Source organism: Bacillus sp. FSL M7-0003 (assembly GCF_038628485.1).
Taxonomy (GTDB): Bacteria; Bacillota; Bacilli; order Bacillales; family Bacillaceae; genus Bacillus; species Bacillus safensis.
The window spans coordinates 2009638-2027091 of the sequence record NZ_CP152024.1 but is presented as its reverse complement, the minus strand read 5'-3'; the positions used below and the strand labels follow the sequence as shown (position 1 = coordinate 2027091).

At 39.6% G+C, this 17454-nt stretch carries 19 protein-coding genes and 1 pseudogene; 13 read left to right on the top strand and 7 right to left on the bottom strand.

What is annotated here, in order from left to right; translation table 11 throughout:
- Nucleotides 1–141: 141 nt before the first annotated feature.
- The gene (locus MHI23_RS10220) at nucleotides 142–999 is read right to left on the bottom strand and encodes a polysaccharide deacetylase family protein (RefSeq protein WP_339239606.1); all 858 of its coding nucleotides are present in this window, start codon (nucleotides 997–999) and stop codon (nucleotides 142–144) included.
- Nucleotides 1000–1280: 281 nt separating this feature from the next.
- On the opposite strand from MHI23_RS10220, the pseudogene MHI23_RS10215 reads away from it, so the two are divergent.
- The 7 genes and pseudogenes from MHI23_RS10215 to MHI23_RS10185 all read left to right on the top strand — a co-directional run.
- A pseudogene (locus tag MHI23_RS10215) lies at nucleotides 1281–1658 on the top strand (hypothetical protein); the annotation flags it as partial.
- A 323-nt stretch (nucleotides 1659–1981) separates the two neighbouring features.
- Complete coding sequence (locus MHI23_RS10210; protein WP_149126522.1) at nucleotides 1982–3082, top strand: 3-oxoacyl-[acyl-carrier-protein] synthase III C-terminal domain-containing protein; 1101 nt, start codon at nucleotides 1982–1984, stop codon at nucleotides 3080–3082.
- Complete coding sequence (locus MHI23_RS10205; protein ID WP_149126523.1) at nucleotides 3079–3588, top strand: isoprenylcysteine carboxylmethyltransferase family protein; 510 nt, start codon at nucleotides 3079–3081, stop codon at nucleotides 3586–3588. Before MHI23_RS10210 ends, MHI23_RS10205 begins: the two co-directional genes overlap by 4 nt.
- Before the next feature lie 64 nt (nucleotides 3589–3652).
- A complete protein-coding gene (gene fbpC, locus MHI23_RS10200) occupies nucleotides 3653–3760 on the top strand; it encodes a Fur-regulated basic protein FbpC (protein WP_306299200.1) in 108 nt (35 codons plus the stop codon).
- 133 nt (nucleotides 3761–3893) lie between these two features.
- On the top strand, nucleotides 3894–7490 hold the full coding sequence (locus tag MHI23_RS10195; protein WP_149126524.1) for a dynamin family protein: 3597 nt from the start codon (nucleotides 3894–3896) through the stop codon (nucleotides 7488–7490).
- A gap of 41 nt (nucleotides 7491–7531) precedes the next feature.
- The gene (locus tag MHI23_RS10190) at nucleotides 7532–7795 is read left to right on the top strand and encodes a YpbS family protein (protein WP_101676925.1); all 264 of its coding nucleotides are present in this window, start codon (nucleotides 7532–7534) and stop codon (nucleotides 7793–7795) included.
- 278 nt (nucleotides 7796–8073) lie between these two features.
- Nucleotides 8074–8961: a 5'-3' exonuclease gene (locus MHI23_RS10185; protein WP_025093092.1), complete on the top strand. Its 888-nt coding sequence runs from the start codon at nucleotides 8074–8076 to the stop codon at nucleotides 8959–8961.
- Nucleotides 8962–8975: 14 nt separating this feature from the next.
- On the opposite strand, the gene MHI23_RS10180 is transcribed toward MHI23_RS10185, so the two are convergent.
- From MHI23_RS10180 to MHI23_RS10170, 3 genes are read right to left on the bottom strand one after another with little or no spacing between them, the layout of a single operon-like run.
- Nucleotides 8976–9101, bottom strand: a complete 126-nt coding sequence (locus MHI23_RS10180; protein ID WP_003215584.1) for a hypothetical protein — start codon at nucleotides 9099–9101, stop codon at nucleotides 8976–8978.
- A 42-nt stretch (nucleotides 9102–9143) separates the two neighbouring features.
- Entirely contained in the window at nucleotides 9144–9539 is a 396-nt protein-coding gene (locus MHI23_RS10175) for a reverse transcriptase-like protein (RefSeq protein WP_025093093.1), read from the bottom strand.
- 1 nt (nucleotide 9540) lies between these two features.
- The gene (locus tag MHI23_RS10170) at nucleotides 9541–10230 is read right to left on the bottom strand and encodes a queuosine precursor transporter (protein WP_025093094.1); all 690 of its coding nucleotides are present in this window, start codon (nucleotides 10228–10230) and stop codon (nucleotides 9541–9543) included.
- Between the two features lie 94 nt (nucleotides 10231–10324).
- Here MHI23_RS10170 and MHI23_RS10165 point away from each other — a divergent pair, with 94 nt between their 5' ends.
- The 3 genes from MHI23_RS10165 (at nucleotide 10325) to MHI23_RS10155 (ending at nucleotide 11535) form a co-directional block, all read left to right on the top strand.
- Nucleotides 10325–10996 (top strand): ribonuclease H family protein, encoded by a 672-nt coding sequence (locus MHI23_RS10165; RefSeq protein ID WP_024422749.1) that lies wholly within the window; start codon nucleotides 10325–10327, stop codon nucleotides 10994–10996.
- Nucleotide 10997: 1 nt separating this feature from the next.
- Nucleotides 10998–11180: a zinc-finger domain-containing protein gene (locus MHI23_RS10160; RefSeq protein WP_024422748.1), complete on the top strand. Its 183-nt coding sequence runs from the start codon at nucleotides 10998–11000 to the stop codon at nucleotides 11178–11180.
- Nucleotides 11181–11352: 172 nt separating this feature from the next.
- Nucleotides 11353–11535, top strand: coding sequence for a hypothetical protein (locus MHI23_RS10155; RefSeq protein WP_135032199.1), 183 nt, complete (start codon nucleotides 11353–11355; stop codon nucleotides 11533–11535).
- 51 nt (nucleotides 11536–11586) lie between these two features.
- On the opposite strand, the gene cspD is transcribed toward MHI23_RS10155, so the two are convergent.
- Entirely contained in the window at nucleotides 11587–11787 is a 201-nt protein-coding gene (gene cspD / locus MHI23_RS10150) for a cold-shock protein CspD (protein ID WP_024422747.1), read from the bottom strand.
- Nucleotides 11788–12049: 262 nt separating this feature from the next.
- Here cspD and MHI23_RS10145 point away from each other — a divergent pair, with 262 nt between their 5' ends.
- Nucleotides 12050–12751: an AIM24 family protein gene (locus MHI23_RS10145; RefSeq protein ID WP_024422745.1), complete on the top strand. Its 702-nt coding sequence runs from the start codon at nucleotides 12050–12052 to the stop codon at nucleotides 12749–12751.
- Between the two features lie 32 nt (nucleotides 12752–12783).
- On the opposite strand, the gene MHI23_RS10140 is transcribed toward MHI23_RS10145, so the two are convergent.
- Together MHI23_RS10140 and metA are read right to left on the bottom strand one after the other, a co-directional pair.
- On the bottom strand, nucleotides 12784–13935 hold the full coding sequence (locus MHI23_RS10140; protein ID WP_024422744.1) for a diglucosyl diacylglycerol synthase: 1152 nt from the start codon (nucleotides 13933–13935) through the stop codon (nucleotides 12784–12786).
- A 228-nt stretch (nucleotides 13936–14163) separates the two neighbouring features.
- On the bottom strand, nucleotides 14164–15072 hold the full coding sequence (gene metA, locus MHI23_RS10135) for a homoserine O-succinyltransferase (protein ID WP_024428133.1): 909 nt from the start codon (nucleotides 15070–15072) through the stop codon (nucleotides 14164–14166).
- A 139-nt stretch (nucleotides 15073–15211) separates the two neighbouring features.
- Between metA and MHI23_RS10130 the strand changes: the two genes are divergently transcribed.
- On the top strand, nucleotides 15212–16894 hold the full coding sequence (locus tag MHI23_RS10130) for a formate--tetrahydrofolate ligase (RefSeq protein WP_342491942.1): 1683 nt from the start codon (nucleotides 15212–15214) through the stop codon (nucleotides 16892–16894).
- Nucleotides 16895–16968: 74 nt separating this feature from the next.
- The gene (locus tag MHI23_RS10125; RefSeq protein WP_025093096.1) at nucleotides 16969–17451 is read left to right on the top strand and encodes a glutathione peroxidase; all 483 of its coding nucleotides are present in this window, start codon (nucleotides 16969–16971) and stop codon (nucleotides 17449–17451) included.
- Nucleotides 17452–17454 lie beyond the last annotated feature (3 nt).

Genomic DNA, 17454 nt, shown 5'->3' with positions numbered 1-17454 from the left:
ACCTTTTATTTTAGCTCTTTGTCTTCTTTTTAGCTTGATAAAAAACCTTTGAAGTCCTAGGATCCTAGGAAGGAGCGTGTGAGGGTTTGTCTACAAGCTGAAAGCCCGCATCTTTTGGATACGGGCTTTTTGTGATTAGCACTATTCATGTTGTACCGGCGGCATTGTTTCGTTAATGACTGCAAATGTATAGCCCCTTGCTTTTAGCTGTATAATCAGGCTATCTAAATAGTTTGTGGTAGAGGGTTGATCATGCATTAATATAACTTTTGGTTCCCATGGTTTATTTTTCTCAAACATTTGCAATTGATTCAATACCTCTGGAACATATTGTGAGTTTTTATATCTCCAGTCAAGGCTATCAATCGTCCAGTCCCAGTAAATAAAGCCATTTTGGTTTAAACGTACTTTTTGATGATATGTTAAATTTGGAACACTGCCAAAGGGGGTTCTTACAAGACGGCTGTAGACGCCTGTAACAGAGGCAAGAATACGCTGAGCTTCTCTCATTTCATTTGCGGGAGACTCGCTGTTCTGATAAAAGAGGTTTATATCATGCGTCATGCCATGAAGACCTAATTGATGTCCTTCTTGATAAAGTCTTTTCACAGTTGATTGGTGTGCTTGAATTTGCGGTCCAAGCATGAAGAACGTCGCCTTCACGTGATGTGCTTTTAATACATTTAACAGCTGATTTGATGTAGCCGAAGGACCATCATCAAATGTTAAAAAGACCGTTTTATTCGTTGCCTGTTGGTTTGAATTGGCCTTAAAATGTGTATCCAATGTTCTTGTAGACTGATCTTTTGCTTTCAGACTGATGCTTGTGTCACGGAAGTCACTGCTGGCAACATTTTTTGCTTGCCCATTTGTCGCCTGCAAATGGGGTTTAGACATATCCCAGATAAAAAAGAGAAACAGTGTAAGAAGCACTAAACCAATTACTTTTGAGAGAAGTATCGTGTTGTAGGGTGTCTTTTTTTTGGAAACCTTTTTCATTACAATCACTCCAGTCAATGAAATTTAGAGCCGAACCATGTTGTAGATCCTTTCTTTTTTCACTGTTTTTCTTGGTACTCATATTGATTAAGTATATAGTGGAAAAAATCCTTTTTATATGGTTGTTACTTTGTGTTGATCAGCAAAAAAAGGTGATCCATTCATGTTTAAATAAAATCATTCCGAATAATGATCGAAACGTTAATATTTATACGCTAAGATAGCAGCAGATTTGCCCATAATTCGAAGCGAAAGGGAGATTCCTTATGAAAGTGTTGTATAATGACGAGTTCATTGAAAAAAGGGTGCTCATGTGGAAAGTGGAGACAGAGGCGATTAATCTCAAAAATCATAGAGAAAAGTTCTTACCACTACAAAATAAAGAAGAAACAAAAGAAATCAAAGTCAGTACAACTGAATCAGAGCTAACTTTTTATAGATCAAGAGATAAACCTGTCAAGCCTTACATTCGTCCGAGAATAGCAGCAGATTATTTTAAAAAGAATGAATGCGTGTATGGACGCATATTGTGCCCATATCGGCAAATTCTCTCTTACCGTACAACGACTAGAGAAGGATTTAAACAATATGTGTCCGGTTCAGAGGTTTGTAAAACTTGTTCTTTTCTAGATAACTGTACACAAAGTCAAAATCATACATGGAAAACACTATGTCCAGCGTAAACCCTTTATAATTATAGTGAAAACCCCACTTTTATTTAAAGTAAAGGGGGGATTCTACGGTCTGAACACTTCTCTTTTAGAAGTGTTTTTTTGCATAAAAAAGCAGGTTCGCTTGGCTTAGAACGAACCTGTGAAGGAGGAAAACTACATCATGTTTTCACCTATATTATCCAATATTTATCAATTGTCGTCAAGACAAAAAGTTAGCCGGAGGAAAATATTTTGACTGAATTGTGACGTTTTGGCATGTATATCCTTTTTTCGATAGGGGATATTAATCGAAAAAAGAGGTGAAGCCGATGGCGTACATTCTTTCTGTTGGAACGAGTCTGCCAAAACATCATGTGGATCAGAAAAAGGCGGCTGATTTTGCTAGATCCCAATTTAAACGATCGTTTAAAGATATCGACCGGCTGCTCAGAGCTTTTCAAAACGGAGAAATCGAGAGCAGACAGTTTGTGCAGCCAATTGAATGGTATCAGACGCACCACTCTTTTAAGGAGAAAAACAATCTCTATTTGGAAAAAGCATTGGCTCATGCAAAAGAAGCGATCATACACTGTCTTCATGAGAAGGCGTTCCTGAAAAAACCGATTTCGTTTGATGAGATCGATGCATTGTTTTTTATTTCAAGCACCGGACTTTCGACACCAAGTCTTGATGCAAAACTGATGAATGTTCTTCCTTTTTCGCCTTATACGAAACGAGTACCGATCTGGGGATTAGGGTGCGGGGGCGGAGCGGCAGGGTTGTCCCGGGCTTACGAATACATAAGGGCATTTCCAGAAGCAAAGGTGCTGGTTGTCGCCTGTGAACTGTGCAGTTTAACTTTCCAGCCGCAAGATCAATCAAAAAGCAATTTAATCGGGACATCTTTGTTCGGAGACGGGACAGCCGCGATACTCTTAACTGGAGAAAAAGGTGTATCAGAATATACCCATCTCAAAACAGTCCCTAAAGTGATTGGTACACAATCCGTCACAATGAAAGAGTCTGAGGATGTGATGGGCTGGGAATTTACAAGTGACGGCTTTCGGGTTATTTTCTCCCGTGACATTCCTTCCATTATTTCCGGCTGGTTAAAAGAGCAGGTTGATCAATTTTTAGAGCAGCAAGGGTATTCGGCAGAAGATCTATCAGTTTTTCTTGCTCATCCTGGAGGAAAAAAAGTGATTGACGCCTATATTGAAAGTCTATCCTTACAAGAGGATCAACTTTTTTCATCAAAAGAGGTACTTAAACAACACGGAAATATGTCCTCTGCCACAGTTTTGTATGTGATCAAACATTATCTTGAACATCAATCTGCTGAAGCGGGAGATATGGGTCTTTGCGGAGCGCTTGGCCCTGGCTTTTCCTCAGAACTTCTGCTCATGAAATGGGAGGAGGTTTTATCATGATCATTTGGCTCGTCATTGGTTTCTTCGTTTGTCAGCGGCTTATTGAAATGCTTGTGGCTAAAAGAAATGAAAAGAAAGTAAAAGCGATCGGTGCCATTGAATTTGGTGCAAGTCATTATCCTTATATGGTCGCTATGCATGCGGGCTTTTTTCTCTCACTTATGGTTGAGGTATGGGGATTAAACAGGCCGGCGTCGCGCTATTTTCTTGTGCTGCTCGTTTTCCTGCTGGCCACACAGGTGATTCGATACTGGGCATTATGTTCTCTTGGGACGTATTGGAATACAAAGATTTTAGTTGTACCAAATGCGATGATGGTGAAAAAAGGACCTTATCGCTGGTTAAAGCATCCTAACTATGTAGTGGTGGCAATTGAGCTTATGCTGATCCCGCTTTTGTTTAATGCTTATTTTACCGCCATTTTGTTCACATGTTTAAATGCATGGATGATGGCTGTGAGAATTCAAACAGAAGAGAAAGCGCTCAATCAGTATTTGTTAAATTAATATTGAAAATCATTATCAATTGTGATACACTTTCATTAATGATAAGCATTCTCAATCATGAAGGATGGACGGTGATCACATGACAATGGTTTTCTTACTCGGTACGGTCTGTGTATACAGCCTATTAATTGGCTTCGTATTAAAAGGTGTTTCTAAAAAATCTGCTTCCTGATCGCAGTCAATTGCGACTGATCGGGCAGCAGATTTTTTTTATTTCCTCAGATCAGAAGAAAAATCTCTTCATTTTGTGTAAAATGGTATCACATACATAACTGACTTTTCTAAAAACAAAGGGGTTTATCGTCATGGAAGACTTGTCTATTCGAGATTCGCTCGTTCAAACTACAGGTGCTTTATATCAAAGCCTTCTCAAAAGGGATGATCATGAACGCGCAGCCAAACTTGCATCAATTATCAAAAAGGAAGCAGAAGAAGAAGTGTATATCGCATTTACCGGCCACTATTCAGCTGGAAAGTCATCACTTGTGAATCATCTGCTTCATGATCACATCCTGCCAACGAGTCCAATTCCAACAAGTGCAAACTTGGTCGTCGTGAGGAAAGGGGAGAGTGAAGTAAAGCTTCACACCTCAGATGGCCGTTTTGCAAAAATGAGCGGTTCTTATGATAAAGAAGCAGTTCAGCGTTTTTGTAAGGATGGAGAACAGATTGAAATGGTGGAAATTAGCGGGGACTATAGAGGACTGGAAGAAAAGGTGGCAGTGATTGATACACCCGGAATTGATTCAACGGATCATGCTCACTTTTTATCTGCTGCGTCTATTCTTCATCAAGCAGATGCTCTTTTTTATGTCGTTCATTACAACCATGTTCATTCGGAGGAAAACATTCGTTTCATTCGCTCCATTAAAGAGAAAGTGCCAAATCTTTATTTCATCGTAAATCAAGTCGATCGACATGATGAGCATGAGACAGCGTTTGAAGACTACAAAAATCAAGTAGTTGATATGCTTCAAAAAGAAGGCATTGAAGAAGAACACCTATACTTTACATCTGTAACCGATGAGGCGCATCCAAGAAACGAAATGATTCGTTTAATCGAGAAACTGCAAGAATTACAAACATTGCCGAAAGCATCGCTTCGCGCCTATACCGAGCAGAAAATAGAGCACGTTTTAAAAGAACATATTGACTCATTAAAAGAAGATCTGCAGGAAGAGGGTCTTGATTTACAGCTTCAAGAAAAAAGAAAAGAAGTGAAGGAACTTGAAGCGAAAAGCAGCTTCATTGAAAATGGAGCAAAACAGTTAGAAGAAGAAGTGTCTTCTGAAGTCGAGAACATTTTAAAAAATGCAAATCTAACCCCATTTAAAATGAGGGAGCTAGCAAGTGATTATATTGAATCAAAAGCACCTGGCTTTAAGGTAGGTCTGCTGTTCGCGAAAAATAAAACTGAGCAGGAAAAAGAAAAGCGGGCGAACGAGTTCTTAGCAGATGTCAAAGCAAGAATGAAAGCAGAAGTAGACTGGCATATTGCTGAACTGCTCAAAAAAGAAGTCAAGAAGCATCAGCTTGGTGAAGAATTATTAAATCAAGTGATGGCGTTTGAAACGCCTGTAGAAGAATCACTGCTTGAAAACGTGATCCATCACGGTGCGACATTTTCAAATGAATACGTTTTGCAATATGCAAAAGATGCTGGTGAAGCACTGAAAAGACAGACGAAACAGAAAGCAATACCATTGATTGAACAAATGACCGAGATGCTGAAAACCCAGCTCCTGAATGAAAAGGGAAAGCAGCAAGATAAATGGGCCCAGGCAGCACAGGAGCTCCAAGCGCTGGAGCAATGCATGGAAAAAAATGATCAAATCAGAAAAGATATTGAGCATGTATGGGATATATGGCAAAACGGAACAAATGAGCAGATCGAAGAAGATTGGTTTTATGTGAAAAAACACCGGATGCAGCATGACGAGCTAAATCAGAATCAAGCATCAACTCATACGGAAGAAAGCGAAAAAGAAAATCAGCAGCAGATAAAGCTTGATCAAATGCGACAATCACAGCATATCTCGACAGCGCAGTCGATTGACCAGTTTGAGCAGCTTTCTCAAATTTTAATGCCATTAAACGCGCTTCAATCTCAAAGAAAGTCCTTTGAAAAACGAACAAAGCGGCTGCAAGCGAAGGAATTTACACTCGCCTTATTCGGTGCTTTTAGTTCGGGGAAATCTTCGTTTGCCAATGCCCTTGTTGGGAGAAAGGTGCTGCCATCATCTCCTACACCAACGACGGCCACGATCAATAAGCTGACCCGGCCGACAGAAGACCATCCGCATGAAAGTGTGAAAGTGGTGTTTAAAACCGAGCAGGAAATATTAGAAGAGCTCGATCAAATTCTCGGTTATTCTATAACAGAAGAAAAGGGAGATACGTTTCAAGCGAAACTCGAGCGAACGCTGAAAAAAAGAGAGCTTGAACAGGATCACCGCATCATTGTTGACCATTTTTTAAACGCTCATGAAAAGTTCCGTGATTCGATTCAAAAACAAACACCGCTCAATGTCACCCTGCAAGAATTAAAGCCATATGTGGCAGAAGAGGCTGTTTCTTGTGTGGTGAAGGAAGTGACGGTCTATTTAAGTACACCTTTAACAGATAAAGGACTGACGATTGTTGATACACCAGGCGCCAGCAGTATGAATAAACGTCACACAGAGATTGCCTTTCAATATATGAAGGATGCTGATGCCCTTCTTTATTTAACTTACTACCAGCATTCTTTCTCAAAAGCAGACCGGTCATTTTTGCGTAAACTCGGGCTTGTAAAAGATTCATTTAGCATGGATAAAATGTTTTTTATTATCAATGCAGCTGACCTCGCAAAGGATCAAACAGAGCTTGAAACCGTCTTTGACTATGTGAAAAATGAGCTCACAAAAGAAGGCATCCGGCATCCAAACCTTCATCACGTATCCAGTAAGGAAGAGATCGAAGGAAAGGGACAGTCGCCTTATAACCAGTATGCACAGCTTAGAACACAGCTCGACTATTTTATTGAGGAAGAATTAACAAAAGATGCGATTGAGCTGCTGTATTTTGAAGCCAGTACATTGTGTAGAACAGTCGACAAGCTGCATGAGACGCTGCATCAGTCGGAAGATGAAAAGCAAGCAGAAAAGAAAAAGATAAACACATCCTATGAAGCGATCGTTGATCAAATGAGCCATATTAAACGATCTAAGCTAGTAACAAAAAGTGTGAAAAAGGACTTGCACGAACAGCTGTACCACATTGTTCAGCGCTTGTCACTTTATGCAAACGATCTGTTAAAGACAGCCTTTTATCCTGGAATATCTCAAGGGGACTTCAGACAGGAGTTGAAAAAAGCACTTGAACAGGCGCTGAAGGATTATGAATTTGAATTTGTACAGGAGATAAAAGCGCTTGATATTCGAATGGAATCGTTTATCACTCAATATTTCAAAGAGGAGTGGGAGAAAGGGTTACAGGCTGCGTGTGCAGAAGATCCTTACTTTTCTCTCCGGCTGTCGCCGCCAGATGAGAAGAATGCCGAGCTGAAACAAATTGAAGTGGAAGCTGACCTGACGCCGTTTGAGCCGCTCTTAAAGAAGCAAAAATCAGCGAAAGCTTTCTTTGAACAGAACGGGAAGGCAGCGTTTATTGAAGCGATTCGAGATGTCCTTTTCCAATTAACGACGAAATGGGCAGATAAAGAAAAAGAAGAATTACAGAGCAGATACGATATGATGGTGAAGACCTTTACTGAAAGATATGAAACAGAAGCGCTCAAGCAGCTGAGTGAACAAAAACAAACATTTATCATGAGCTTGACGACAGATGCGAAAGAGCAAGCGATGATAGAACAAGTATACAAGCAAACAAATGAATGGAAGAACCAGTTGAAAACCATTTGATTCATGATAGACTATATAAAAAAGAAAGCAGTTGATAAAAAATGACGAGCGTACACGAAGAGATTTCCGCACATTCACAAAAACAGAATGCTCATATCAAGTCGTTTCTTGCGCTTGAGCAGAAAAGAGAGCAGGCAATAGAGACTGCTGTTTTCAAGTGTGAGCAAAACGAACCATTTACAACTGACGAGATCAATGAAATTACTTCGAAGATGAATGAGCTTGCACGAGGCGGAATTGTTCCGCTGCGTAAGCATGTCACGATTGATATGGTCAGGGAGTATGTCGAACGAAAACAGAAGTAAAGAGTAACTTTCTCTTTTTGGGTCATCTTAACAAGTGAACCGAGAAAGGGGAATGATGATGGAAAAAAAGCAGCATGCAAAAAAGCAGGATGAGCGTCACCCTAAACAAAAAGAGATGCCGTCCTACGCAGAAGCAGAATCGAAAAAAATGCAATACGGTCAAAAGTAATCCCTCAGGTGCCACTTCTTTTCCAAAAGAAGAAGGCGCCTTTTTTATGTCGAATTCGATGTTCTATGATAGAATAGGAGTATTGTTTTGAAAAAGGGAGTTTATAAGAATGAATAAACACGTTTTGCTTGTTGATGGCATGGCGCTTCTGTTCAGATCGTTTTATGCAACAGCTGTCCATCGAAATTTTATGATAAATGATCACGGCGTCCCGACGAATGGAGTAAATGGCTATTTGAAGCATTTATTAACCGCTGTTCAGACATTTGAGCCAACTCATATTGTTTGCTGCTGGGATATGGGAAGCCAAACATACCGAAATGAATTGTTTCAAGATTATAAAGCAAATCGAGGAGAGGCACCTGTCGAGCTCATTCCACAATTCGATTTAGCAAAAGAAGCGACAGAGGAACTAGGAATTGTAAACGTTGGTATAAAGGGCTTTGAGGCAGATGATTGTATCGGCACGCTGGCGGCACTCTATCAGAATGAAGCACGTGTCACTGTCCTAACTGGGGACAGAGATTTGCTGCAGATATTGAATGAACAAGTGACGGTTGCTCTAATGCAAAAAGGAATCGGGAACTATAAACATTATACAAAAGCCTTATTTGAAGAGGAAATGGGTATCTCTCCAAAGGCGCTGATCGATATGAAAGCACTTATGGGGGATTCAAGTGACAATTACCCAGGCGTGAAAGGAATCGGAGAAAAAACAGCATTAAAATTTATTCAAACATATCAAACCATTGACGGATTATTAGAAAATGTTCATGAACTAACGGCTGCCCAGCAAAAGAAAATGCAAGCAGGATTAGAAGATTTGAAGCTTTCTCGTCTATTGGCAGAGATCAAATGTGATGTCCCGCTGAGCTGTCCAATTGATGAGACGAAGGTGAACATCAATCAAGAACGGGCTGCTGCCATGCTGCGATACCATCAAATCAAAGGGATTGAACCAATGGTGAATCGATTAAGTAAAATAGAGATCAGCTAAGCCGATCTCTAAGGTCATCTTTTTGTATTGCTTTTCTTCGCTCTATTTTCGAGCTGAGATAGTGGCTGCTTATCTTTTGTTTGCGCATCACCTTGAGGGGTTGTCCCATTTGTGACACGACCTTTATTTTCTTTATCCAATCAGTATCACCTCATACATTAGCATAACCGAAAAAAAGCGATTCATCCTTTAGAAAGGTGAATCGCTTTTCTAGCGAGCTGATCAGCTACTTGATTTTCCTTGCTTGGAATCCACTTAATGAAAAATAAATCAAACTGGCTTTGAAGCTCGATCATCTCTTTTATAAAATGCTGAAAGGCTGGATTTTTAGCAAATCCTGCATTGGCCGCACGGTCAACTACCTGTGAATCTGTTCGAAACGAAACGGATCGCAGTCCTTTTTCTACGCAGATTTTCATCCCTTCAATGAGAGCGGTAAATTCTGCTTCGTGATTGCTCATTGATCCAAGAGGAATCGAGAAAGATTCTGCCTTTCCATCATATTTAATGAAAACGCCGATGCCAGAAGGACCCGGATTACCTGCGCTAGCACCATCAATGTATATTTCAGCTGGCAATTTATTTCCCCCTTTCATCAAGTGGAACCATTCTTTTCGCTGCATACGCGTATGGTGTCGCAATCGCGGCGACGATAAATTTAATCACATAAGTTGTGATGAAGATTTCGATCCATACATGAAATGGATAGGTGCCAAGAAAGGCAATGGTTGTGAAGATCAGTGTATCAAGCAGCTGGCTGATCATCGTACTTCCAGCGTTGCGCACCCAGAGCGCACCATCGGAAGGAAATATCCGGCGAATAAACGAATATACATAAACATCTAACATTTGACTGATGATATAAGCAGCAAGACTGCCAAGTGCGACCCTTGGCATAAAGCCAAATATGGTTTCCAGCGATGTTTGAGAAATGTCAGATGGAGCGGGATGGAAAAGTAAAGCCTCTTGCATGACAACGGTTAGCGTTAAAAGGGTGGCAAAGCCAATCCAGACAGCTTTTCTCGCTTCATTTTGTCCATATTTTTCATTCAATACGTCCGTTGCAAAGAATACACTGCCGTATAAAATGTTTCCAAGTGTTGCCGTTAAGCCAAACAATTCAACGGTTTTGACCACTTGTAAATTTGCAGCAACCGTCGCAAAGCCAATCCAGACGAAAAGGCCCATCTTGCCAAATCCTTTATAAAATAGAAGAACAATGATAAAATTAATGATCGCAAATAAGATCCAAATACCTTCATTAAACAAGTGACATGAACTTCCTTTCTCATTGTAAAATGTAACTTTTTGATTATAGCATAACGTATGTTTACCTTAAAAGCACGGGAAGGCGATGTGATCAATGAAATTAAGAGCACACTATACAATGAAAGTGAAATCGATTGGGTCCATTGCTTTTTTCCAAGAAGATTGGATGGAGCTAAAAGAGGCCTTGATTTTAGCCAAACATATCGATAAAAAAGAACCACAGTCCCTCCTATCATTTGAAGATGAAAAAGGGGCGATGTGGTCTATTAAAGAACTTGAAAAGCTAAATGAAGAACTAAAGCTTGAACCTGATCAGCTTCAGGTCTATTTTGATGCAAGTTTTCACAAAGAAACAGGCGACTCTGGTCTTGGGGTTGTCGTCTACTATAAGCTCGGAGAAGATGCTTATCGTTTGAGAAAAAATCAGCCCTTCAAAGGAATCACCAATAATGAAGCAGAGTATGCGGCTTTATTTGAGGCAGTCAAAGCATTAAAAGACCTTGGAGCAAGCAGAAATTCTGTCACGATTAGAGGCGATTCACTTGTTGTCATGAATCAATTAAAAGGAGAATGGCCTTGTTATGATGATATACATAACAAATGGCTCGACCGGATTGAATCGGCTTTAAAAGAGCTGAGGCTTACGCCAACCTATGAAGTCATCGATCGTAAACAAAATGCAGAAGCGGATCAGCTTGCAAGGCAGATGCTTGCAGACGTTCCAATTGAAAGTAAATTGAAATTAGAAGCAGACGGAGCTGAATAATGTGGATAAAAAAACAGCAGTACAAGAATTGACGGATCTCCAAGACACGTATTGTTCAGATTGTTTGATTAAGAAGCACTTTCGAAAAGAATATGGCAAAAAATACGCCCATTCCTTTTGTATTCAGCAATGCACAGTAGGAGAGAAAATAAAAGAATACGGACAGACGCTGCTTAAAAAATAAGCCGCTGCCGCCCCGGTTTTCCCTGCTCAAACATCCGCTCATGAAAAAAAACGGATAGAATGTGTAAAAAAAGAACATATTCTGAAAAATGAGCCGATATAACTATAGAAAGTTTTGGTTGAGTTACTTTTTGACTAAGTGACGGATAATAGAGGAAAAGGGGAAGGCCGGCATGGATAGTAAGGATTTCGAAACGGTATTACATCGAACATTTCAAGAGGTATACAGCGATCTAGAGCAGCTAGTAGATGTAGCAAAGAAGGGAAGACCTTTTCTCGAAAAAGATATTTCTGAAATTGAACAACGACTGAAGCAAAATATTTTAGCCATTGAAATTCAGCTGAAAATCAAATAAGAGAGGCATAAGCCTCTCTTTATTTTGTCGTTTCATCATTGATTTAGTTGATTAAAGTTTTGTTACGTTTGCAGCTTGAGGTCCACGATTACCTTCAACGATTTCAAAAGAAACTTCTTGTCCTTCTTCTAAAGACTTGTAGCCGTCACCTTCGATAGCTGTGAAGTGAACGAATACATCGTCTCCGCCTTCAACTTCAATGAAGCCGAAACCTTTTTCATTATTGAACCATTTTACTTTACCGTTTTGCATATTGCTTTTTCCTCCTAGTACTGTAGCACACCTTTTGGCATACTAAAAAAAATTTTCATCACCTAACGACTTTGCAGTTGTTAAATGATGGTTCCACTATACACCATCAAAAGTAAAGCGTCAAGCAGGCGAGCCAAATTTTGAGCAGAATGTTTGATTTTTTTGTTTTTTTGGTGAATAACAATGAAATATAAAACGTTCTTTTCGGAACCTCACGTGCAGCTTGTCCGTATATAAAAAAAATACAGAAAGAGGTGCAATCATGAATCGTTATACACTTGAAGAATTTGTTCAGAATACGCAGCAAGAAGATAAAGGAGAAGGTGTCTTCGAACTTGAAACATCAAGACTTTTAGAAATTAATTTGACTGACACGATTTGGGCAAAAACGGGTTCCATGGTTTCCTATCGAGGGAAAATCAAATTTGAACGTGAAGGTGTTTTTGAGCACGGCGTCTCAAAAATGTTCAAAAAAATGCTCTCAGGAGAAGGCACCTCACTAATGAAGGCGACAGGTGATGGGAAATTATATGTGGCAGATCAAGGTAAAAAAATCTCGATTCTTCGTTTGGCTCAAGGAGAATCCATTTTTGTGAATGGAAACGATCTGCTCGCGTTTGAACCATCTGTCCGATGGGATATCAAATTGATGAAAAAAGTGTCTGGCATGCTTGCAGGTGGATTATTTAATGTCAAATTAGAAGGGCCGGGCTTAGTAGCAATCACAAGTCATTATGAGCCGCTGACCCTCATTGTTCAGCCAGGTGACTCTGTTTATACAGATCCGAATGCGACTGTTGCGTGGTCAGGGGATTTAAAAACTGAATTTGTGACAGATGTTTCCTTTAAAACTTTTATTGGCAGGGGAAGCGGAGAGTCCATTCAAATGAAGTTTACCGGAAGTGGCTTTGTTGTCGTTCAGCCGTTTGAAGAAGTATACACAACAAATGGAAATCAAGGATAAGAAAAAGGTGTCCGTCAATGACGGACACCTTTTTATGATAATGCGCGAGCATAAGTTTTGTTATTCATGATGAGATCTGACTGCTCGACGATATCTTCCAAAATGGTTTGAGAAGATTGTTTTAAGTGCAGTTTTTTCATGTTTTGTTTCATTGTTTCTAATTTTTCTTCATCCTGAAGCAAGTTGGTCACAGATTCTAAAATGTCTTCATGTCTGTTAATGACAATGGCAGCGCCATAATCCTCAAAGAAAAGAGCATTTTCCTTTTCTTGACCAGGGACAGGCTTGTAAAGAATGACCGGGACACCGATTGCAGTTGCTTCTGTTAAAGTAATGCCGCCTGGTTTTGTAATCATACAATCTGTTACTCTGAACAATTCATCAATTTGTTCCACATATCCAAGCGCCTTCAATTGATCTGGGTGTGCTTGTTCAAGAACGCTAAGCGATTGTTTCAGCGCGGCGTTCTTTCCGCATACAACAACAATTTGTACTTCACTGTCGAGAAGCAGCGCCTCACATAATTCCTTCACATTTTTTAGTACACCGTGAGCACCGGCCATGATGAGAAGAACTTTTTTATCTGATGATAATCCATATTTCTTATAGATCATCGATTTTGGCACGTCTGCTTCAAACTGTGGTCTAATAGGAATACCTGTCACCTTGACATCGCTTGGATGTGTGCCGATTTCCACTAATTTTTGTTTCACATAATCGGTTGCAACATAGTATCGGTCGATGTTTTCATGTACCCAAATCTTATGGAGACAAAAATCTGTCATGACATTAAAAGTCGGAATCACTTTACCTGTTTTGTTTCGGTATTCTGGTACCACAATCATTGGGAATGTAATAATGATGATGTCCGGATTGTGTAACTGAATTAATTCATCGAGACGCTTATTTCCCATTTTTAAATAAATGTTAAATTTGCGTTTATTGTAAATTTTATCTACACCGTAATAAAACAAGCGATAAAATTGTTTCCCAATGGAAAAGCTCTTCAAGTATAAATATTGAGTCACTTCTGACACAATGGGATTCGATTCTTGATACAAATTAGAAACTACAACATGTTCAAATCCTTGGGATTTGCATTCATCATACAGTGTTTTTGCTACCTGCATATGTCCATTTCCATAATTTGCGGTCAAGATTAATATTTTTTTATTGGTATTCAAGAATATTCACCTCAAATGTAATCAACAACAACAAAACTTCGTACGAAAACTATTAATCTCATAGGTCTACATATACATAAAGATAACATATAAACAGTTAGAGCATATCATTCGTTACGAAAGAATTAAACTAATTTTAAAAAACAAACAGATTCAATTGATAATGGAAGACAGAGCCATTTGTATTTTAACACATTTTGACGATTTATCATCAGACCACAGTCTATTTTATTCCCAAACGTATGGTGTTTCTTGATAAACATAATAATTAAGCCAATTCATAAACAATAAGGTTGCATGGGCTTTCCAGCGATTTACTGGGATTAATGTGTCACCATCTTCTATAAAATAGTGGACAGGTTTTTGGACTGTATCATGTTTCAACAAATCTCTTTCATATTCCTGCATCAATGTATCTGTATCATATTCAGGATGTCCAGTTAAAAATACTTGTTTATCATCATCTGAAACAATTAAACAAACACCCGCTTCTTCAGACATACTCAAGACTTTCAAATTCGGCGTGTTTTTTAATTGTTCTGTATTAATATCTGTATGCCTAGAATGTGGGACATAGTATACTTCATCAAAACCTCTGACTAATCTTTCTTTTTTCTCTTTCACAATATGCTCAAATACGCCAAATTTTTTCTCAGGAAGCTTGATTTTCTCAATCCCGTAATGGTGATATAAACCTGCCTGTGCACCCCAGCAAATATGAAGAGTAGACGTCACATTGGTTTTACTCCAGTCCAAAATGTCCTGCAGCTCTTTCCAATAAGAGACTTCTTCAAAAGGTAAGTGCTCGATTGGTGCGCCAGTGATGATCATTCCATCAAATTTTTTATGGCGAATCGATTCAAAGGTCGTATAAAATTCATCTAGATGCTCTCTCGACGTATTCTTCGGTGTATGTGTACTTGGAATCAAAAACGTAAAGTACACTTGTAAAGGAGAATTTCCGAGCATTCTCAGCAGCTGCGTTTCAGTTTGTATTTTTTTTGGCATTAAATTTAAGATCACGATATTCAAAGGACGGATATCTTGCTTGAATGCCCTTGTCTCATCCATGACGAAAATATTTTCGCTCTCTAGTATTTGTTTTGCCGGCAGATGAACTGGTATGTTAATAGGCAACTCGCCACCCCCTGAACCAAAGCTAATTTCACTTCATTATAGGAACTTTCTGGCGATATTTCAATGTTTCAATTATGTTACAATGAAAAATAGAGTAAAAAAGAATGCTGTTTCTGTAAAAAAAGGAGGCCGTTTTGTTATGATCACAAAGCATTTATCAGATATTGACATTGCCCAAAAGGCTAAGCTGAGACCGATTCAAGACATCGCAGCAAAGCTGCAAATACATGACGAAGAATTAGAATGCTATGGTTTCACAAAAGCGAAAATTTCTTTGACTATTTTTGACCGTTTAAAGAAACAAAAAGAAGGACACGTGATTCTTGTCACTTCGATTAACCCTACGCCAGCAGGTGAGGGGAAATCCACCGTAACTGTCGGCCTTGGTCAAGCCTTCGAAAAAATTGGCAAAAAAGCGATCATTGCGATGCGTGAGCCATCATTAGGTCCTACAATGGGGATTAAAGGCGGAGCAGCGGGCGGAGGATATTCACAGGTGCTGCCAATGGAAGAAATCAATCTTCATTTCACAGGGGATTTTCATGCCATTACATCTGCACATAATGCCTTATCTGCATTTATTGATAACCATATCCATCACGGAAATGAACTCGGCATCGACACGCGGCGCATTGTGTGGAAGCGGGTGCTTGATTTAAACGATCGTGCCTTAAGACAGGTCGTTGTCGGACTTGGCGGTCAGTTAAATGGGTATCCTAGAGAAGACGGATTTGATATTACAGTGGCTTCCGAAATGATGGCGATCCTCTGTTTAGCAGAAGACTTAAACGACTTAAAAAAACGTCTTTCTTCTATTGTTGTTGCCTATAATCAAGAAGGCGAGCCAATCACAGTGGGAGCACTTGGATATGAAGGTGTTCTGACGCTACTTTTAAAAGATGCACTCAAACCGAACCTTGTTCAAACGATTGAAGGAACCCCAGCCCTTGTCCATGGAGGTCCTTTTGCTAATATTGCACATGGATGCAATAGTTTAATTGCAACCAAAATGGCAGCAAAATTAGCTGATTATGTCGTTACAGAAGCTGGATTTGGTGCAGACCTTGGAGCAGAAAAGTTCCTGCACATTAAAACAAGAGCTGGTGATTTCAAACCTAGTGCAGTTGTCATTGTCGCAACAGTGAGAGCATTAAAGATGCATGGCGGAATGAAGAAAACCGAACTCAAAGAAGAGAATGCACACGCCGTATTAGAAGGTATACATAATTTAGAAAAGCATATTGAAACCGTGCAAGCTTTTGGTCTTCCATATATTGTGGCGGTAAACCGGTTTATAACGGATACAAAAGAAGAGATTCAAGCGATAGAAGATTGGTGCGGCAAACATGGCCATCCAGTCAAAGCCGTGAATGTATGGGAAGAAGGAGGAGAAGGCGGGACAGCTCTTGCCGAGGAACTAGCAGCACTCATTGAAAAGAAAAAGAACAACTTTACCTATTTGTATGAAGAGAACGATTCCATCGAAGAAAAGTTATCTAAAGTGGCCAAAGTGGTTTACGGGGCAGATGGGGTCACGCTCACAACTAAAGCAAGAAAGCAGCTGGCTGCCATTGAGGAAAACGGCTGGGCTCATTTGCCGGTTTGTATGGCAAAAACACAATATTCTCTTTCAGATGATCCAGCTTTAATCGGCAGACCTAAAGGCTTTACCATTACGATTCGAGAGTTAAAGCCATCTGTAGGAGCAGGGTTTATTGTAGCTTTAACTGGAAGCATTTTGACAATGCCTGGCTTACCTAAAAAACCTGCGGCTCTCGAAATGGATTTATTAGAAGACGGCAGTGTGACAGGACTCTTTTAAACGGGAGCATAAAAAGCGATTTTCTAAAAGAAGCATGTTACGATAGGAAAAAGTGAATCCTAGGAGGCTATGAGATGTCAATTTATGATATTCAGGTCAAGACCATTAACGGTCAGGAAAAATCGATGGCAGATTACAAAGGAAAAGTGCTCATTATTGTAAACACAGCAAGCAAATGTGGACTGACTCCTCAATTTAAACAATTACAAGAGCTATATGATCAATATCATGAAAAGGGCCTTGAAATTTTAGGATTTCCGTGTAACCAATTTATGAACCAAGAGCCAGAAGGAGAAGAAGCCATTCAAGAGTTCTGTTCTTTGAATTATGGAGTGACCTTCCCTATGTTTGCGAAAGTAGATGTCAATGGCGAAGAGGCGCACCCGCTGTTCAAACATTTAACAAGTGAAGCGAAAGGTGTGCTTGGGACAAAAACAGTGAAATGGAATTTCACAAAATTTATCGTGGACCAAAACGGAGAAGTCACTGAACGATTCTCTCCGAAAACACCACCAAAAGAATTAGAAAGCTCAATCATTGCTCTGCTTAACAAATAAGAT